The sequence below is a fragment of the Herbiconiux moechotypicola genome (assembly GCF_024979255.1).
Classification (GTDB): Bacteria; Actinomycetota; Actinomycetes; order Actinomycetales; family Microbacteriaceae; genus Herbiconiux; species Herbiconiux moechotypicola.
The window spans coordinates 178,369-196,533 of the sequence record NZ_JANLCN010000005.1; the positions used below are offsets into that span (position 1 = coordinate 178,369).

The 18,165-nt window shown below is 73.3% G+C and carries 16 protein-coding genes; 11 read left to right on the plus strand and 5 right to left on the minus strand.

Annotated features, from left to right (window positions below; translation table 11 throughout):
• Window positions 1–256: 256 nt before the first annotated feature.
• The 10 genes from N1031_RS09880 (at window position 257) to N1031_RS09925 (ending at window position 12,811) form a co-directional block, all read left to right on the plus strand.
• The gene (locus N1031_RS09880; protein ID WP_259479461.1) at window positions 257–1,105 is read left to right on the plus strand and encodes a carbon-nitrogen hydrolase family protein; all 849 of its coding nucleotides are present in this window, start codon (window positions 257–259) and stop codon (window positions 1,103–1,105) included.
• Window positions 1,106–1,110: 5 nt separating this feature from the next.
• Window positions 1,111–2,553 carry an amidohydrolase family protein gene (locus tag N1031_RS09885; protein WP_259479462.1) on the plus strand — a complete coding sequence of 481 codons (1,443 nt, stop codon included), beginning with the start codon at window positions 1,111–1,113 and terminating at the stop codon, window positions 2,551–2,553.
• 112 nt (window positions 2,554–2,665) lie between these two features.
• A complete protein-coding gene (locus N1031_RS09890) occupies window positions 2,666–3,799 on the plus strand; it encodes a hypothetical protein (protein ID WP_259479463.1) in 1,134 nt (377 codons plus the stop codon).
• Between the two features lie 52 nt (window positions 3,800–3,851).
• Window positions 3,852–5,300 (plus strand): aldehyde dehydrogenase family protein, encoded by a 1,449-nt coding sequence (locus N1031_RS09895; protein WP_259479464.1) that lies wholly within the window; start codon window positions 3,852–3,854, stop codon window positions 5,298–5,300.
• Window positions 5,297–6,535, plus strand: a complete 1,239-nt coding sequence (locus tag N1031_RS09900) for an aspartate aminotransferase family protein (protein ID WP_259479465.1) — start codon at window positions 5,297–5,299, stop codon at window positions 6,533–6,535. Before N1031_RS09895 ends, N1031_RS09900 begins: the two co-directional genes overlap by 4 nt.
• A gap of 22 nt (window positions 6,536–6,557) precedes the next feature.
• Window positions 6,558–8,042: an amidohydrolase family protein gene (locus tag N1031_RS09905; RefSeq protein ID WP_259479466.1), complete on the plus strand. Its 1,485-nt coding sequence runs from the start codon at window positions 6,558–6,560 to the stop codon at window positions 8,040–8,042.
• On the plus strand, window positions 8,039–9,733 hold the full coding sequence (locus N1031_RS09910; protein ID WP_259479467.1) for a phytoene desaturase family protein: 1,695 nt from the start codon (window positions 8,039–8,041) through the stop codon (window positions 9,731–9,733). The genes N1031_RS09905 and N1031_RS09910 overlap by 4 nt, the downstream gene beginning before the upstream one ends.
• Window positions 9,730–10,830, plus strand: coding sequence for a methyltransferase (locus N1031_RS09915; RefSeq protein ID WP_259479468.1), 1,101 nt, complete (start codon window positions 9,730–9,732; stop codon window positions 10,828–10,830). Before N1031_RS09910 ends, N1031_RS09915 begins: the two co-directional genes overlap by 4 nt.
• The gene (locus N1031_RS09920) at window positions 10,827–11,807 is read left to right on the plus strand and encodes a GntR family transcriptional regulator (RefSeq protein ID WP_259479469.1); all 981 of its coding nucleotides are present in this window, start codon (window positions 10,827–10,829) and stop codon (window positions 11,805–11,807) included. Before N1031_RS09915 ends, N1031_RS09920 begins: the two co-directional genes overlap by 4 nt.
• On the plus strand, window positions 11,804–12,811 hold the full coding sequence (locus tag N1031_RS09925; protein WP_259479470.1) for a type 2 periplasmic-binding domain-containing protein: 1,008 nt from the start codon (window positions 11,804–11,806) through the stop codon (window positions 12,809–12,811). The genes N1031_RS09920 and N1031_RS09925 overlap by 4 nt, the downstream gene beginning before the upstream one ends.
• Here the strand turns inward: N1031_RS09925 and N1031_RS09930 are convergent.
• Entirely contained in the window at window positions 12,721–14,031 is a 1,311-nt protein-coding gene (locus tag N1031_RS09930; RefSeq protein ID WP_259479471.1) for an ROK family transcriptional regulator, read from the minus strand. The two genes, N1031_RS09925 and N1031_RS09930, sit on opposite strands and share 91 nt — an antisense overlap.
• A gap of 140 nt (window positions 14,032–14,171) precedes the next feature.
• On the opposite strand from N1031_RS09930, the gene xylA reads away from it, so the two are divergent.
• A complete protein-coding gene (gene xylA / locus N1031_RS09935) occupies window positions 14,172–15,362 on the plus strand; it encodes a xylose isomerase (RefSeq protein ID WP_259479472.1) in 1,191 nt (396 codons plus the stop codon).
• Window positions 15,363–15,445: 83 nt separating this feature from the next.
• Here the strand turns inward: xylA and N1031_RS09940 are convergent, their stop codons facing one another.
• From N1031_RS09940 to N1031_RS09955, 4 genes are all read right to left on the minus strand, one after another.
• On the minus strand, window positions 15,446–16,231 hold the full coding sequence (locus N1031_RS09940; protein WP_259479473.1) for a cyclodeaminase/cyclohydrolase family protein: 786 nt from the start codon (window positions 16,229–16,231) through the stop codon (window positions 15,446–15,448).
• The gene (locus tag N1031_RS09945) at window positions 16,228–16,497 is read right to left on the minus strand and encodes a hypothetical protein (RefSeq protein ID WP_259479474.1); all 270 of its coding nucleotides are present in this window, start codon (window positions 16,495–16,497) and stop codon (window positions 16,228–16,230) included. The genes N1031_RS09940 and N1031_RS09945 overlap by 4 nt, the downstream gene beginning before the upstream one ends.
• Complete coding sequence (locus N1031_RS09950) at window positions 16,497–16,796, minus strand: SHOCT domain-containing protein (protein ID WP_259479475.1); 300 nt, start codon at window positions 16,794–16,796, stop codon at window positions 16,497–16,499. Before N1031_RS09950 ends, N1031_RS09945 begins: the two co-directional genes overlap by 1 nt.
• Before the next feature lie 62 nt (window positions 16,797–16,858).
• Window positions 16,859–18,028 carry a histone deacetylase-like amidohydrolase gene (locus N1031_RS09955; protein ID WP_259479476.1) on the minus strand — a complete coding sequence of 390 codons (1,170 nt, stop codon included), beginning with the start codon at window positions 18,026–18,028 and terminating at the stop codon, window positions 16,859–16,861.
• Window positions 18,029–18,165: the final 137 nt, after the last annotated feature.

An 18,165-nucleotide genomic window follows, 5' to 3' on the forward strand; every position in this document is an offset into this window, starting at 1 on the left:
GCTCCTCCTCGCGGCCCGCCCGATCCGCCCCGCCACCAACCCCCGGCGGGGCGGATCGCTTCTGGTTGTCTCTCTGTCTCTCTCTGTGTGACAGATGGTGGGACAGCGTGAACAGCATGTAAAACAAGCGCTCAACGAGGTCCTGGGGCCTCGTCGATGCGATGGGATAGCAGTGCGCGGGAGACAGACCGGGCACACGAGAGACAGCGAGGACCGATCGGTGGATACCGAGACCAGGGTTGCGCGAGGCAGCAGAATGCCCGACAGCTACCGGATCGCCGTGGCGCAGCCGCGCGCCCTCACCGAGCCCGACCACTCGGCCAACGTCGGCCGTGCCGTCGAGCTCGTGGCCGAGGCGGCCGCGGCCGGCGCGCGCCTCGTGCTCTTCCCCGAGCACAGCCCAGGGCCGTTCCGGGCCGGGCAGGATTACGACGCGGCGGGCCCGATCGCCGAGGCGGCGGCCGCCCACGGCATCGCGGTGTGCTGGAGCCGCATGGAGCTGTGCGCCGACGACCGCTGGCGCCTCGTGGTGTACGTCACCGGCTCCGACGGCGCGACCGTGTTCCGCTACGAGCGCAGCCACCCCGCCACAGTGCCCGCGGGCGACACCGGGGGACACGTGGCCCCGGGTCCCGTGCTCGGCTCGTTCGAACTCGACGGGGTGCCGATGGGCATCGCGGTGTGCTCGGAGCTCTGGATCCCCGAGACCACCCGGGTGCTCGCGCTCCGCGGCGCCGAGGTCATCCTCTCGCCCGCGGGCGGCCACTTCACGGCGCTCACCTCGAACTGGCAGCTGCTCGCGAGGGCCCGTGCCATCGAGAACCACTGCTACCTCGCCCTCACGAACAATCTCTACGGCGCCGAGCAGGGCGCGGCGATGATCACGGGACCCGAGCATGTGCTCGTGGAGGCCGGTCGGGCCGAGCTCGCGGTGGCGACGCTCGACCTCGCCCGGGCGCGCTGGCTCCGTGACCAGGACGACTCGCTGGCGGAGCCGAAGCCGTTCGACTCCATCCCGGGGCTGCTGCGCGCCCGGCGGCCCGAGCTCTACGCCGAGCTGGCGGCTCCGCGCGACGACCTGTTCGACTACGAGACGGGGCGGTGACCGCGATGACCGCAACCCTCATCCGCGGTGGGTGGGTGCTCACCGCCGCGACACCGCGCCCGGCCGCGTCCGGTGCCGGTACCGCCGACGGCGCCGCCACCCCCGCCGTCGTCCGCCACGGCGCGGTGCTGATCGCGGACGGTGTGGTGCAGGCGGTCGGCACGTTCGCCGAGCTCTCCGCCGCGCATCCCGAGGCCCGCGTGCACGGCGGGCCGAACGACATCGTCACACCCGGCTTCGTCAACACCCACGGTCACTTCTCCGAGGGCCTCATCACCGGCATCGCCTCGCAGTACACGCTGTGGGAGTGGATCTCGGCGCTCATCAACCCGGTCTCCCCCCACCTCGACCGCGAGATGGCCTACACGGGCACGCTGCTCGCGGGCATGCAGATGCTGCAGTCGGGCATCACCACCGCCAACGATATGTTCGTCACCGACCCGGGCATCCGTGAGCCGATCACGCCGGGCGTGGTGGAGGCGCTCGACGAGCTCAACCTGCGCGGCGTGGTGTCGTTCGGTGCAGGTGACATGGGGTCGACCCGGGGCATCGACGCCGAGTTCGACGAGCACGAGGCGTTGCGCGAGGCCGCGGCGGCGAGCCGGCTGAGCACCTTCCGGGTGGGCATCGGTGCGGTGGGCGGGCAGTCGGATGCGATGTTCGAGCGGTCGATCGAGCTGGCCGTGAACGGGGTGGGCGGCGGCGGGCACGGCACGGATGCGGGCCCCGCGGGCTTCGGGGTGCACATCCACCTGCAGGAGATCCGCGAGGAGGTCACCGCCACCATGCAGCGCAAGGGCCTCACCGCCATCGGCTACAGCGAGAAGGCGGGGCTCTTCGAGGCCCCCACGCTCGCTGCGCACTGCGTGTGGCTCGACCGGGCCGACCGCGACATCCTCGCCCGCAACCGCGTGGGCGTGGCGCACAACCCGGTGTCGAACATGATCCTCGCCTCGGGTGTGGCCCCCGTCGCCGAGCTGCGGCAGCTCGGGGTCGACGTGGGCATCGGCGTCGACGGGCCGGCCTCGAACGACTCGCAGGACATGATGCAGGCCGTGAAGTCGGCCGCGCTGCTCGCCCGCGTGCATCACCAGCAGGCCACCGCGATGAGCGCGGAGGAGGCGTTCGAGCTGGCCACCATCGGCGGCGCCCGGGCGCTCCGGATGCAGGACACCATCGGGTCGCTCGAGCCCGGCAAGGCCGCCGACCTCATCGTGTTCGACGGCGACGCGCCCGCTCTGGCCAACGTGCACGACCCGTTCCAGGCGATCGTGTTCGCCGCGGGCGCCCGCGACATCGCGAGCGTGTGGGTCGACGGCCGGCCGAGCGTGATGGCCGGCGAGGTCGTCACCGTCGACGCCCGCGACACCGTCGAGCGCTCCCGCCCCCTGGCCCGCCGGCTCGTGCGCGCCGCCGGGCTCGGGCACCTCTCGGAGCTGGCGCGATGAGCCGGTCCCGCGCATCCGTCACCGCCCGTGCCGCACTCGGCGCGTCGCGCATCCCGTCCGCCGCGCATGCGTCGGCCACCGCCCCGTCCACCACCGCCACCGAAAGCAGCCGATGAGCACCACAGCACCCGCGCCCACCTCGGCGCCGACCCCCGACCCCGCCTTGACCGGGCATCCGCTCTCGCGTGAGGCGCGGCTGGTGTCGTCGCAGCGCAAGATCCGCCTGCCGTTCCGGCTCGACGACAGCATGCGGTTCTACTCGCCGCAGGAGAACGTCGACTCGCTCGCGCATCCGCGGGTCGCCGCCTGGCTCGACTTCATCGAGAACACCTGGGCTCCGGATGCGGCGGCCGGCCCTGCGGGCGCCCCGCGCATCGCCCTGCTGGTGCCGTGCTGCAAGATGAAGCCCTACCTCGTGAGCCGTGAGCACCGGGCCATCAACCAGGCGCTGCTCGATGCGGGCTGGGTGTCGACCGGCACCGTGCCGGTGCCCGAGGGGCTCGCCGAGGCCGTCGACCGCGAGGCCGACCCTGCGCTGTTCGACGCGTCGCCGCTCGTGCGCGACGGGGTGGTGCTCGACCGCTTCGTGGTGTCGGAGCCGCTCGGCATGGTGCCCTACGAGAACGTGTACCACTGGAACGGCGAGCAGAGCCCGGCCACCTCGTACGACGACCCGGGGCTGTTCGAGGCGCGCGGCACCTCGGTGTCGCCCGAGCATCCGCTGTTCACCGCCACGCCGGTGGCGGGCGGCAAGTACAGCTGGGGGCCGGGCGAGCGGCAGGCCTACGTGGCGATGCACAACCGGATGGCCGAGGTGATCGCGGCGTCGCTGGTGCGGCTCGCGCCGTACTACGCGTCGACCGCGGCGTGGCTGAGCCCGGGGCTGACGCACCGCTCGTTCCTCGCGGGCACCGCGCGGCGGGCCGAGGACGGGCTGGCCTACTCGCGGCGCGGGGTCGACGGGGTGGAGCTGCCGCTCGTGGGCGTGGGCGACCTGGTGCCGGCGGAGGTGGGGGAGTCGATCACCATGATGCCGACGCAGACGCAGATCGCCGCCGCGAAGGAGGCGCTGACGGCCCGGCTCGCTGCCACCGGCCGCGCGGCCACCCCCGGCGCCATGCGCGCCGTGTTCGCGCGCGGCGACGGACACGACACCCCGCTCGGCCTGCCCGAGGCACTCGTGCACCTCACCGCCTGGCTCGACGAGGCCGCGGCCGCGGCCGGTGCTTCGGGAGGGGAATCGTGAGCACCCCGAGCGGCACCGGGACCGGCAGCCGCGCCCGCGCGGGGGTTCCGGCATGAGCGGCGCGATGCAGGAGGTGCGGGCGGTCGCGACGGGCGAGGTGCTCGGGGCGGTGCCGCTGACCGGTGCCGACGAAGTCGCGGCGGTGGTCGCGCGCGCCCGGGAGGCATTGCGGGGCTGGCGGCGGGCCGCGCCGCACGAGCGGGCCGACCTGCTGCGGGCCGGATCGGCCGCGCTCGGCACCCCCGAGACCGTGGAGCGCCTCGCCGCGCTGCACGCGCGCGAGTCGGGCAAGGTCATCGCGCAGGCGCGACACGAGATCCGCGGCGCAGCGCGCCTGCTCGAGGCCAACGCCGAGCTCGGCCGCATGTGGACCGGCACCATCGCCCCCACCGGCGCCCTGCCCGGCGGAGAGAACGACCTCACCCTCGTCGAACAGGTGCCGCTCGGGGTGGTCGTGACGGTCATCCCGTTCAACTTCCCGGTCGAGCTCATGCTCGAGAAGGCAGCCGCCGCGCTCGCCACCGGCAACGTCGTGATCGTGAAGCTGCCGCCGCAGAACCCGCTCGCCACGCTCGAGACCGTGCGCATCCTGCATGCGGCAGGTGTGCCGGAGGGCGTGTTGCAGGCCGTCGCGGGCGACACCGCGATGGCTGCCGCGCTCTGCTCCGTGCCGGGGGTCGACGCCGTGTCGCTCACCGGGTCGGTGGGAGCCGGTGTCGCGGTGGCCACGAGCACCGCCGCACTCCTGCGCCCGCTGCACCTCGAACTCGGCGGCAACGGCGCGGCGATCGTGCTGCCCGACGCCGACCTCGACCTCGTGGTGTCGGAGACGCTCCGCGGTCGCCTGCTCATGAACGGCCAGGCCTGCGCCGGCACCAAACGCGTGCTCGCCCACCGCTCCGTCGCCGCCGAACTCACCGCGCGGCTCGAAGCCGCCCTCCGCCCCATCGCAGCGGTCGATCCGGTGCTCGAGGACGCGCGCCTGGGCCCGCTCATCGACGCCGGCGCAGCCGCCCGGGTGCACACGCAGGTGGAGCGCGCCGTCTCCGAGGGCGCCACGCGGGTGCTGGGGGAGTCCCGCGAGACACCCGCCGGCCCGGATGCGCGACCCGGCTCCCCGTGGTTCGTGCCGACCCTGCTCGCCGGCGTGCCCGCATCCGCCGCCGTCGCGATCGACGACGAGATCTTCGGCCCGGTGTTCACCGTGGTGCCGGTCGACGACGCCGACCAGGCGATCGACGTGGCCAACGCCTCGAGCCTCCGGCTCACGGCGGCGGTGTTCTCGGCCGACCTGCCGCAGGCGATGGGCATCGCGCAGGAGCTCGACTTCGGCGGCGTCGTCGTGAACGGCACCAACAACTACCGCCCGCCCGTGGTGCCCTTCGGCGGGGTGGCGCTCGCCGGAGCCGGCCGCGAGGGCATCGGGTACACCATCGAAGAGCTCACCCGCTCCCGTTTCATCGCCCTCAAGGGCCTCCGCACCAGAAGGGCACAGCCATGACCGACCTGCTCGACGAGACCGAGCTCGACAGCTACCGCGACCGCTTCGCCGCGCACCTCTCGCAGACCGTGCCCGGCCGCAAGGAGTTCGTGGTGGGCTCGGCGAGCGGATGCACCCTCACGGATGCGGGCGGCCGCGACTACCTCGACATGACCTCCGGCATCGCCGTGGCCAACGTGGGCCACTCGCATCCGGAGGTCGTGGCCGCCATCCAGCGCCAGGCCGCCCGCTACACCCACGTGAACGTGTACGGCCGCTTCGTGGTGCCCGAGCAGGTGGAGATCGTGGAGCGCATCACGGGGGTGACCGGGCCCGGGATGGACGTGGCGTATCTCACCTCGTCCGGCGCCGAGTCGACCGAGTGCGCGCTCAAGCTCGCCCGCAAATACACCGGCCGCCCCAAGTTCGTGGCGATGGAGCGGGCGTACCACGGCCGCACCCTGGGCGCCCTCTCGGTGAGCTGGCGCGAGGAGTGGCGCAAGCCCTTCGAGCCGCTGCTGCCCGAGGTGGTGTTCGTGCCCTTCGACGACCTCGAGGCCGCGGCCGCCGCCATCGACGAGCGCACCGCTGCCGTGATCGTGGAGCCCATCCAGGGCGAGGGCGGCATCCGGGTGCCCTCCGACGACTACCTGCCCGGCCTCCGCCGCCTCACCCGCGAGAAGGGCGCGCTGCTCATCGTCGACGAGGTGCAGGGCGGCATGGGCCGCTCGGGCCGCTGGTTCGCGCACCAGAACTGGGACGTCGAGCCAGACATCATCACCATGGCGAAGGCCGTCGGCGGCGGGCTGCCGCTCGGCGCCGTCATCTCGACCCCCGAGATCTTCGCCACCTTCATCGACCCGCCGCTCTCGCACCTCACCACCATGGGCGGCAACCCGCTCTCCTGCGCCGCGGGCATCGCCGCCTTCGACGTGATGGTGCGCGAGAACCTGGTCGAGGCGTCGGCCACCAAGGGCGAATACCTGCGGGGACGGCTCGGCGAGCTGCGGGCCGAGTTCCCGGAGGCGATGGTCGACATCCGCGGCAAGGGCCTGTGGTGCGCGTTCGAGGTGGCGGGCGACGCCAACGTGGTGGCACGGGCCATGCAGGAGCGGGGTGTGCTCGTGGGCTCGGTGCTCAACTCCAGCGGTACCGTGCGCGTCACACCGCCGCTCGTGGTGACCGAGGCCGAGATCGACCGCTTCGTCGAGGTGCTCCGCACCGTGCTCGCCGACGGCATCGGAGTCGCCTCGTGACCGGGCTGACGGGGGTGGCGGTATGACGGATGCGCGGGACATCGCGCGCCGGGAGGTTCTGGTGCGCGGGGCGTGGGTGATCACCCAGGGGCCGCTCGGCACGATCGCCGACGCGGCGGTGCACCTGCGCGGCGGGGCGATCGTCGAGGTGGGCGACTGGACCGCGCTGCGGGCCGCGCATCCGGAGCTCGACGTGGTGGGCGACGGCACCGGAATCGTCGCGCCCGGGTTCGTCAACACCCACACGCACCTCTCCGAGGCGCTCGCCACCGGCATGGGCTCCGAGCTCACGCTGTTCGAGTGGGGCGAGCGCATTGTGGGCCCGCTCGGGGCGGTGCTCACCCAGGAGGACGCCGCCGAGGGCACCGCCCTCCGCGCCGTGGAGCTGCTGCTCTCGGGCGTCACGACCGTGAACGACATGTTCGTGCACTGCAACCCGGGCTCGCACGCGAGCGTGGGCGTGGTCGACGGCATCGAGCGATCCGGGTTGCGCGCCGTGGTGTCGTTCGGGGCGGAGGACGTGGCCGATCCGGCGCTGCCGCCGTGGGCCGGGGTCGACGAGGTGCTGGCCGAGCAGTTCGCGCTCGAGCGGGCGGCGGCCGAGGCATCCGCCCGCCAGGTGCAGGCCGCGGTCGAGGCCGCGGCGACGGGGGCTCCGGATGCGGGTGCGCCGGATGCGGGTGCGCCGGATGCGGCGGGCACCGGGCTGGTGTCGTTCCGCTACGGCGTCGGCACCCTGCTCGGGCAGAGCGACGCGCTGCTCGCGGCCGGGGTCGCCGCCACCCGCGAGCACGGCTGGGCGGTGCACACGCACCTCGCCGAGACACGCGAAGAGCTCGTGGTGGCCAGCCAGCGCTGGCGGGAGCGCACCATCGACCACGCCGACACGATCGGATTGCTCGACGGACCGCTCATCGCCGGCCATGCGGTGTGGGCGACGGATCGCGACGTGCAGCTGCTCGCCGAGCGCGGCACCGCGGTCGCGCACAACCCCGTGGCGAACATGATCCTCGGCTCGGGCGTCTGCCCCGTGCCCGTGCTGCGGCGGGCCGGCGTGCTCGTGGGCGTGGCCACCGACGGCGCCGCCTCGAACGACTCGCAGGACATGTTGCAGGCCGTGAAGATGGCCGCCCTGCTGCAGAAGGTGCACCACATCGACCCGTCGGTGATCGACGCCTCCACCGTGCTGCGCATGGCCACGATCGACGGTGCCCGCGCCCTCGGGCTCGACCACCTGGTGGGCAGCCTCGAGCCCGGCAAGCGCGCCGACGTGGTGCTCTACCAGGACACCGTCGACGTGTCGGTGCTGCACGACCCCGAGGGGCAGCTCGTGTACGGGGCGTCTCCGCGCTCGGTGGCGGCGGTGTTCGTCGACGGGCGGATGCTCGTGAGCGACCACCGGTGCGTGTCGGTGGACGAGGCGGCGCAGATCGAGCGGTGCCGGCCGCTGGTGCGGCGCATCGCGCGGGCGTCGGCGCTCGCCGCGGAGGGGTGGTCGCGGGCGTGAGCGGGGCGGGTGCAGGTGCGGACGCGCGAACCGGACCGCAGCCGCGGGCGGCCGAGTCGGTCGCGGTGATCGGCGCCGGCCACAACGGTCTCGTGTGCGCGCTGCTGCTCGCGCGCGCCGGCTTCGCCGTGACGCTCCTCGAGGCGGCAGACGAGGTGGGTGGTTGCGTGTGGACCGACACCGACTCGCGCGGCCTCCGCCGCGAACGCGGCGCGATCGACCACGGCGGGGTGCACGCCCTGGCGGAGGATCTCGGCCTCGCCGAGCACGGCCTCCGCTTTCGCGAGCGCGACACCCTGGCGGTGTTCCGCGTGGCGGGCGAGGACCGCCGCTTCGCCGTCTCCGCCGAGGAGACCGCGTCGGCGCTCGGCTCCGACGGACCCGCCTACCTCGACCTCGCCGAGCGCGCGGCGAGCCTGTTCGGCATGATCGACCGCTTCCCCGAGCCGCCCACCCTCACACAGCTCGCGACGGTGCTCGCGCGCCTGCGCGGGGGCGACGAGCTCTTCCGTTCGCTGCTCGCGCCCGCCCGCGCCGTGATCGAGCAGGCGGTCACCGATCCGCGCACGCGCGCGGCGCTCGAGCTCTACGCCTCGCACAGCCAGATCCCGTCGTGGGCGCCGGGCTCCGGAGCGATGGCGATGATGCTGCCCTCCGGGCACGGGCACGCGGCCGTGCGTCCCGAAGGCGGTTCGGCGGCGCTGACCGGGTCGTTGCGCCGCGCCTTCGAGGCGGCGGGCGGCACGGTGCGCACGGGCGCCGCCGTGCGTGAGGTGCGGATGGCGGGCGCGGGCGGCGGGACCGGCGCGCATCCGATCGTCGTGCTCGACTCGGGCGAGAGCCTCGAGGCCGGCCGGGTGGTGTCGACCATCGGGGTGCCGCGCACCGCGGCGCTGCTCGAACGGGCGGGGTCCGCCCCCGCCGCGCTGCGGCTCGACGCCGCCAGCCAGCGATCGGGGCAGTTCAACGTCTCTGAGCTCACCGTGTCGATCACGCGAGCGTCGTCGGCGCCGTTGCTCGACGACGACGCGATCCACTTCGTGCAGAGCGGTCTCGGCGACCTCCACCGCGGGTTCGGCGACCTCATCGCGGGCCGTCTGCCCGCGTCGCCGTGGGCGATGGTGGCCGACGTTCCGCAAGACGAGGGGGTCACCGGTTCGGCGGTCTGGCTGTCGTCGGTGGTGCCGATCGAGCGGGCCGACGGGCCGTGGACGAGCGAGCGCGAGCAGCAGGCGGGCGCCGCTGTGATCGAGGCGGTGTCGCGCCAGCTCGATCGCGATGTCGCGCCCGAGGGCTCCGAGGTGGTGGTGACCGGGCCGCTCGGCTGGGCCGAGCGCATCGGCGGCATCGGCAACCCGAACCACGTCGACCTCACGCTCGACCAGCTCTTCGGCTGGCGTCCGGCGAGCGGGCGCGGCGCCCGCACCGAGGCGCCGTGGCTCTATCTTGCGGGGGCGGGCGTGCATCCGGGCGGCGGACTGTCGGGGGCGTCGGGCCGGGCTGCGGCCGAGGCCGTGATCGCGGATGCGCGGGGCGGCGCGCGCGGGAACGGTGCGGGCGGGGTGCGGGGCGTTCTCGCCGGCGCGGCCGGCCGGGTGCGCTCGACGGTCTCCGGGGCGGCCGACGAAGCGGCGGGACTGGTGGCGGCGGCGCGCAGCTACCGCGCCATGAGGAAGGGGTCGAAGCGATGACCGAGGAACTCGGCGAGTACGACGTGCTCGACATCCTGACCGGGTATCAACCGGCGGCGGCGCTGGCCACTGCGGTGCGGCTCGGTGTCTTCGATGCGGTGCTCGCGGGTGCGGGTGTGGCGGACGCCGATCCAGACGGGCGTGCGGGTGCCGCGAGTGCAGTCGCGGGCGTGGATTCCGGTGCCGGGGTGAGCGCGAACGAGGTCGCGGAGCGCTGCGGCAGCGCGCCTGCGGCGACGCGCGCGCTGCTCGACGCGCTGGTGGGGCTCCGGCTCCTGGCCGCGGCCGACGGGCCGCCCGACGAGCGCAGCTACCTCCCCACGCCCATCGCCGCGCGACTGTCGCGGGGTGGCGACCTCGTCGATCTCGTGGGCAAGGAGTCCTACCTGGCGGGGGAGTGGCAGCAGCTCCACCGCGCAGTGCAGAGCGGAACCCCCACGATCGCGCCGTGGCGGGCCCGCGTGGCCGACGACCCGGAGACCGCCCGCAGCTTCCTTCGCGCGCTCGTGACGCTCGCCCGCCTCACCGGCCCCGACCTCGCGGCGCTGCCTGAACTCACGGCCACGATGCCGCCCGGCGCTCGGCCTCGGCACGTGGTCGACGTGGGGGGCGGCCTCGGCTCGTACGCCGTCCCGCTCGCAGGGGCCGGCGCCTCCGTCACACTCGTCGAGCTGCCCGCCGTCGCCGCCTGGGCCGCGGAGGACACCGCGGCCACGCCGGGCGTGACGGTGCTCGCGGCCGACGTGCTGGCCGACGGCGAACCCTCGCTCGGGGTGCCCGCCGGCACCGCCGACGCCGTGCTGGTCTCGCACCTGCTGCACGACCTCGACGACGCCGCAGCGGCACTGCTGCTCGCGCGGGCCCGGGCCGCGCTCGCCCCGAGCGGAGCGCTCGTGGTGCTCGAGATCCCGGGCGACGCCGCGGGCCTGCCCGGCGCCTTCGGTCCGCTGTTCGACCTCATGATGCAGATCGAGACCCCCGGCCGTGCCCGCCTGGCCCCCGAGCTCATCCGGATGCTCGAGGCCGCCGGCTTCGTCGCCGTGCGGTCGGCCGGGGTGCCCGCCCCGAACCTCGTGCTCGTCGGGGAGGCGCCGTGATCGACGAGGTGCTCACCGTCTCCGACGTCTACCGCAGCCTGCTCGAGCGGCTGAGCGCCGGCCGCTATGCCCCGGGCACGAAGCTGCCGTCGTGCCGGGCCCTCGCCGAGGAACTCGGTTCGAACCCGTCGACGGTCGACCGCGCTCTCAAACGTCTCGTCGAGGTGGGGCTGGTGCGCACCGTGCCGCGCCGCGGCAGCTTCGTGGTGCAGGCGGGCACCGCCGCGGTGCACTCCCGCGACGAGATCGCCGACGAGCTCGGGCGGGTGCTGGCGAAGGCCTGGCGCTCGGGCATCGTGCTCGACGACATCCGGCAGCTGGTGGCCCAGGCCGTCGGCCAGCTCGAGGAGTCGCCGAAGGTGGCCTTCGTGGAGTGCAACCGCCGCGACCTCGACCACATGCACGCGCTCGTGCGCGAAGCCACCGGCATCGAGGTGCAGCCCGTGCTCATCGACGACGCCTGGGGGCGACGGCTCGACGAGGAGTTCGACGTGGTGACCACGCCGATCTTCCACCTCGACGACCTCGGCGACATCGTCACCGGCTTCGACCGCGTGGTCGAGGTGAACTTCGTGGCCTCGCAGTCGGTCATGCGCCGACTCGTCGCCCTGCGGTCGGCCCCGCGGATGGTGGCTGCAGCTCCGACCGCGCGCGGGGTCTCGTGGATGACCGCGCTGGTGGGCCAGTACTACGCCGGCGCGATCGAGCCGTTCCACATCGGGGTCGACGACCCCTCGCGGCTGGTGGGCGCCGACGTGGTCGTGATGAACAACGCCGCCCGGCTGCCCGACGGATGGGAGACCCGGGTTCCCGAGATCGTCTCGGTGGAGTGGGAGCTCGACCCCCGCTTCGCCGGCACCTTCCGCGGGCGCATCGACGAGGTGCTCGCCGCCCGCGCGACGGCTGCCGCCGGCGCATCATCCGGGCCTGTACCCGCATCCGCTTCCCTCACCACCCTCGACCCTGGAGCACCATGATGAGACTCACCCTCGGCCTCTCCGACACCGACCGCGCCCGCCCGCTCGCCGACGGCTCGGTCGCGCTCGCCGCCGACGGCCTCGTGCTCGAGACCGAGGTCACGCTCATGCCCACGCAGGCCCTGTTCAACAAGCAGCTCGTGGAGCACACCTTCGACGTGTGCGAGTTCCCCGTCGGCACCTACGTGCGCACCCTCGAGCAGGAGGGGCAGCCCTACCTCGCGCTGCCCGTCTTCCCCTCGCGGCATTTCAGGCTCTCGTGCATCTTCGTGAACGCCGACGCGGGCATCCGCACGCCGGCCGATCTCGCCGGCCGCCGTGTGGGCATCCCGGTGTTCGACATGGCGGCCGCGGTGTGGCTGCGCGGCATCCTCGAGGAGCACTACGGACTGCCGCGCACCGCGCCCACCTACGTGTCGGGCGGGCTGGAGGCCGCGCGGTCGGGCGACGAGCATCCGCAGTTCTACCCGCCGCGCTTCACGGTGGAGCACCGCAGCGACAAGAGCCTCGCGCAGCTGCTCGCCGAGGGCGAGATCGACGCGCTCTACACGGCCCGGGCGCCCAGCACCTGGCCGTCGTCGCGGGTGGTGCGGCTGTTCGACGGCGACGCGTACTCGTCAGCACAGGCGGAGGAGCTCTCCTACTTCAAGGAGACCGGCATCTTTCCGCCCATGCACCTGGTGGCCATCAAGCGGTCGCTGGCCGACGCGCATCCGGAGCTCGTGCCCGCCGTGTACCGGGCGTTCACCGCGGCTCAGGATGCGGCACGGGCCGCGCTCTACGACTCGACGGCGCTGTCGACGCTGCTGCCGTGGCAGCTGGAGTCGCTGCTCGAGGCCGAGCGCCAGCTGGGTGACGACTACTGGGCCTCGGGGTTCGCGGCGAACCGGGGGATGCTCGAGGTGCTGCTGCGCTACCTGGCCGACGACGGGCTGGTGTCGGACGCCCACACGGCGGAGTCGCTGTTCGCGGGGCCCGGGTCGGAGTTCGTGCTCGGGACCTGAAGGGTGGGCCCGCTCTTCGCCACCCCGGCGGGGTCGGCCAGGAGCGGGGCGAAGGCGAGCTCGGCGGCTCCGACGAGGAGCAGCCTCGAACGCAGTTGCGCGCGGGTGATGGTGAGGTCGTCGGCCAGCGGGGCGAAGGCCCCGGCGCGCACGCGGTCGAGCAGGGTATCGGCGCCGCCCGCGATGAGGGAGCCGAGAAAGCCGCCGAGCACGATGCGTTCGGGCTCGAACACGCTCACGTAGTCGGAGAGTACCGAGCTCAACACGTCGAGCTGGCGCTCGACCTCGTGGCGGACGGACGGGTCGGTGGCGTGGCCAGTCAGTGCGGCGTCGAGCTCGTCGAGGTCGATCGAGGTGCGGCCGAGCACGGCGAGCAGGCGGTCGAGCGACACCTCGGTCTCGAGGCATCCGGTGCGGCCGCAGTGGCACACGATCGTGGCGCCGGGAGCCCGGGTGTGGCCGAGTTCGGCGCCGAAGCCGCGGGCGCCGCGGAGGGGGAGGCCGCCCACGAGCACGCCGCCGCCGATGCCGCCGCTGGAGCCGTTGAGATAGACGAGGTCGCGCACGCCGCGGGCGGCGCCGTAGAGGCTCTCGGCGATCGCGCCGGCGTGGGCGTCGTTGGTGACCGCGACGGGGAGGCCGAGCGCTGCTCCTAGGGGCGCGGCCACGGGCGCGTCGCGCCAGCCGAGGTGGGGGGCCATGGTCACGACGCCGCTCTCGGTGCGCACGAGGCCGGGCACCGCGACGCCGACGCCGACGATGCGCACCGGGGTGGTTGCGATGGCGGTCGCGGTCCAGTCGGCGATCACACGTTCGACGAGGGCGACCGTCTCCGCGACCGTGGGGACGGTCGCGGTCTCCACGCGCATCCGTCGGTGCACGGTGCCGCCGAGACCGACCAGGCCGATGGTGACGGCGTCGGTGTCGGGGTTGACGGCGATCACGCCGACCGAGGGGTCGGGGTGCACGTGTGGGCTGGGGCGGCCGACGCCCGCGTGGGCGGTGGCGGCGGTCTCGTAGGCCAGGCCGAGGTCGACGAGTTCGCCGACCAGGGCCGAGATGGTGGAGCGGTTGAGGCCGAGTCGGCGGGTGAGGTGGGCGCGGGTGTGGTCGCCGTCGTGGTGGAGCGTGGTGAGCACGGCGGAGAGGTTGTGGCGGCGCGTCTGGTCGTTGCCGGTGCCGAGGCCGTGCGGGGCTCGCGGAGCGGGGCCGGGGGTCATCGCCGCTCCTCTCGCGCCATTTGTCCATTCTACGAACAAATGTGGGCGCATCCGTTGACGCCCCGGGTCGCGGCGAATATGTTGTAGCCGACACCTTTTTCACCCGGACTCTCACCGACGACGTTGACTGGAGCACGACCATGGCGCCCATCCCCACCCGAGCCGACAAGTTCTCGTTCGGCCTCTGGACCATCGGCTACAACGGGGCCGACCCCTTCGGTGGCCCCACCCGTGCGCCGCTCGACGTGGTGCACGCGGTCGAGAAGCTCGCCGAGCTCGGCGCCTACGGCCTCACCTTCCACGACGACGACCTGTTCGCCTTCGGCTCCAGCGACGCCGAGCGGCAGACCCAGATCGACCGACTCAAGGGCGCACTCGCCGACACCGGCATCATCGTGCCGATGGTCACGACGAACCTGTTCTCGGCCCCCGTGTTCAAAGACGGCGGGTTCACCTCGAACGACCGCGCGGTGCGGCGGTTCGCGCTGCGGAAGGTGCTGCGCAACATCGATCTCGCCGCCGAGCTCGGCGCGAAGACCTTCGTGATGTGGGGCGGGCGCGAGGGGGCCGAGTACGACGCGGCGAAAGACATCCGGGCGGCGCTCGAGCGGTACCGCGAGGCGGTGAACCTGCTCGGGGACTACGTGACCGACAAGGGCTACGACATCCGCTTCGCGATCGAGCCGAAGCCGAACGAGCCACGGGGCGACATCCTGCTGCCGACCGTCGGGCACGCGCTGGCCTTCATCGAGTCGCTCGAGCGGCCGGAGCTCGTGGGCGTGAACCCCGAGGTCGGGCACGAGCAGATGGCCGGGCTCAACTTCGCCGCGGGCATCGCTCAGGCGCTCTACCAGGGCAAGCTCTACCACATCGATCTCAACGGGCAGCGGGGCATCAAGTACGACCAAGACCTCGTGTTCGGGCACGGCGACCTGCAGAACGCCTTCGCGCTGGTCGACCTGCTCGAGAACGGCGGCCCGGCCGGCGGGCCCGCCTACGACGGGCCGCGGCACTTCGACTACAAGCCGTCGCGCACCGAGGGCCCGGAGGGCGTGTGGGAGTCGGCGGCGGCGAACATGCGCACCTACCTGCTGCTCAAGGAGCGGGCGGCGGCGTTCCGCGCCGACCCCGAGGTGCAAGAGGCGCTGGCGGCGTCGCGCGTGCCCGAGCTGTCGGTGCCGACGCTCGGCTCCGGAGAGGGCTACGCCGAGCTGCTCGCCGACCCGACCGCGTTCGAGGAGTTCGACGCCGGCGCCTACTTCGACGGCAAGGGCTTCGGCTTCGTGCGCCTGCAGCAGCTCGCCCTCGAGCACCTCCTCGGCGCCCGGTAGGCGTCAGCCGCCCCGCCGCCCCGCGCAGTTCTGCATAAGAATCCGGGGGTGCAAGCGCTGAGAGAGGTTGCACCCCCGGATTCTTATGCAGAAGTGTGGCCGCCCCCGGAGGCGTCCGTCGTCAGGGCGGCGTCCATCGCGGCCAGGGTGTCGCGGAGCGCGGAAAGGTCTGCGTCGGCCGCGGTGGCCGCGGTGGCGGGCGGGGCGGCCTCGTAGAGGGCGAGGTCGGCGGAGAGGTTGGTGCGGGCGCCCGTCAGGGCGGCCCGCAGGGCGGCGTGTGCGACGGCGACGTCGGCGGCCACGGCGGGATTGCCCTCGCGGGAGAGCCAGTCGAGATCAGGCAGGAGCGCGAGTGCCGCCCCTCCAAGCGCGGCCGACGAGCGTGCGCCACCCAGGGCCGCCACCCTCACGGCGGCGTGGTGGTGGTCGGTTCCGGGCGGAAGCGCGAACGCCGAGCTGAACGCCCCCGATGCCTCCGCGTCGGAGTCGGCCAACTGCAACGCCTTCTCACGCAACGCCGCGACCCGCTCAGCGACTGCCCGCCTAGCGGCCTCCCATCCGCCGTGTCGGCCGCCCGCCCCCTGGTCGGCGCCGATGGTCGTGCTCTGCTCGCCGCCGCTGATCGCGCCGTCGCCGCAGCCGCTGGAGGCACCTTCGTCCCCGTCGGTGGCTGCACCGTCGTCCCCGCCGACGGGTGCGCCCTCGAACTTCGCGGGCGCACTGTATCCCGCCACCATTCCCGCGAGCGATGCCGCGAACGCCAGCATCACGGCGGACGCCGCACCTCCTCCGGGATCCCCGTGAGGCTCCGACAGCGTCCGAACCCACGCCGCCACGCTCGCGGTCTCCACCCGCGCCGCAGTGCTCACGCTCGCGGCGGGTCCTCCTTGGTGGGACCCTCCGGATCCGCCGCCCGCGCCTGCGTCCGCTCCCGGTCCACCGTCGCCACCAGCTCCCGGGCCGCCGACATCACCCACGGATTCACTCCCCACAGCCCGTCCTTGCCCTTCGAGTACAGCGCATCCTCGATGCCCTTGCGCACCGACCACCGCACCACGGCCCCGAGCACGAACGCCACGACGAGCACACCCACCGCGTAGATCACGACGGTGATGAGAATCCCCACGGTCTGCATCAGCGCCCCGCCAGCACGCGGGCGCGGGCCGTGCGGTACTCGTCCTCCGAGATCGCCTGGCGATCGTGCAACCGGTCGAGTTCACCCAGCCGCTCCTCGGTCGACCGGTCCTTGCTCAGCATCTCGCTGTCGAGCAGCTTCGTCGTGAGGTCGGCCTGCAGCGTCAGCGGGTTGTGCCCCGCCTGCCTGACCCGCCTCACATTGGCGACGATCTGCACGACGATGACCACGGCCACGACGGCGATGACCGCCAGGGCGATCACGAACAGAATCGGAAAGAGATCGTAGAGCTCGGGCATGACTGCCCCCTTCCTGTCGTTCGTTCCAGCCTTCAACGCCTCGTCGCCGAGGTGCCCGACGCTCAGGAACCTCGGAGGGTCGACCCCGAACCCGGGCCCGAACCCGAACCCGCGCCCGGCCCCGAGCCCGCGACCGGCACCGCCTCCACCTGCGCCGCCGCCCGCGCCACCGCCTCCGCCTGGTGCGGCCACAGCTCTTGCCCGTACCCCTCGATCGCCGGCAGGAACGGGTCGACCACCGGCGTGCGCACCCCGCTCAGCGCCTCCACGATCGCGAGCCCGCAGAACGGCACCACGAACGGCGAGTATCCGCCCTCGTGCGCCATCACGAGCCGCCCGTCGCAGAGCTCCTCGGCCAGCGCCTTGATGCGCCCCGCCATCATGCGGAACGACTCCGAGTGCAGCATCTGCCGCGCCAGCGGGTCCATCCCGTTGCCGTCGAGCCCGCTCGCCACCAGGATGAGCGACGGCGCGAACCGCCGCAGCGCCGGCTCGACCACCTCGGTGAAGACGGCGTCGTACGCTCCGTGACCCGACCCGGGCGGCAGCGGCACGTTGAGGTTGGTGCCCTCGGCCCCGGATGCGCCCAGCTCGCCGAGCGCACCCGAACCGGGTGGGTAGGCACCATCCTGGTGGATCGACAGCGTGAGCACCGACGGGTCGTTCCAGAACGCGTCCTGCGTGCCGTTGCCGTGGTGCACGTCCCAGTCCACGATCGCCACCCGTTCCGCCCCGCGCACCTCCCGCGCATAGCGCGCGGCGACGGCCACGTTGTTGAAGATGCAGAACCCCCACCCGGTCTCGGGCGAGGCGTGGTGGCCCGGGGGACGCACGAGCGCGTAGGCGTTGTCGGCCACCCCGTCGAACACGGCATCGACCCCCGCGATCACCCCGCCCGCAGCGAGCAGCGCGATGTCGTACGACTCCCGCCCGAACGGGCTCGAGTCGTCGCCCGCGTCACCGCGCCCGGTGGCGGCGTCGGCGGCGATCCGCTCTCGATGGGCCCGCGTGTGCACGCGCTCGATGTCCGTCTCCGTCGCCCGTCGCGCCGGCACCGGCACGAGCTGGGCGAGCAATCCGGATGCGGCGACCAGGTTCGCGAAGCGCCGCTTGGCCGAGGGCCCCTCGATGTGCTCCATCGGCTCGATCCACCCGCCGGCCGGCAGCGGCCCCGCCCCGGTGCCGGTGTCGTGCCACATGTACTTCTCATCCCAGATCCATGCCGTGCTCATGACACCAGATTGTCAACAAAACGGATGAGTCCATCCCGGTTCTGCGAGATCTCGGCTCCCGGAAACCCGGAATTTCCCGTCAGGAAACACCCCCGTAACACGACGGCCCTTCAATGAGATTGTCAACAATTCGAGGG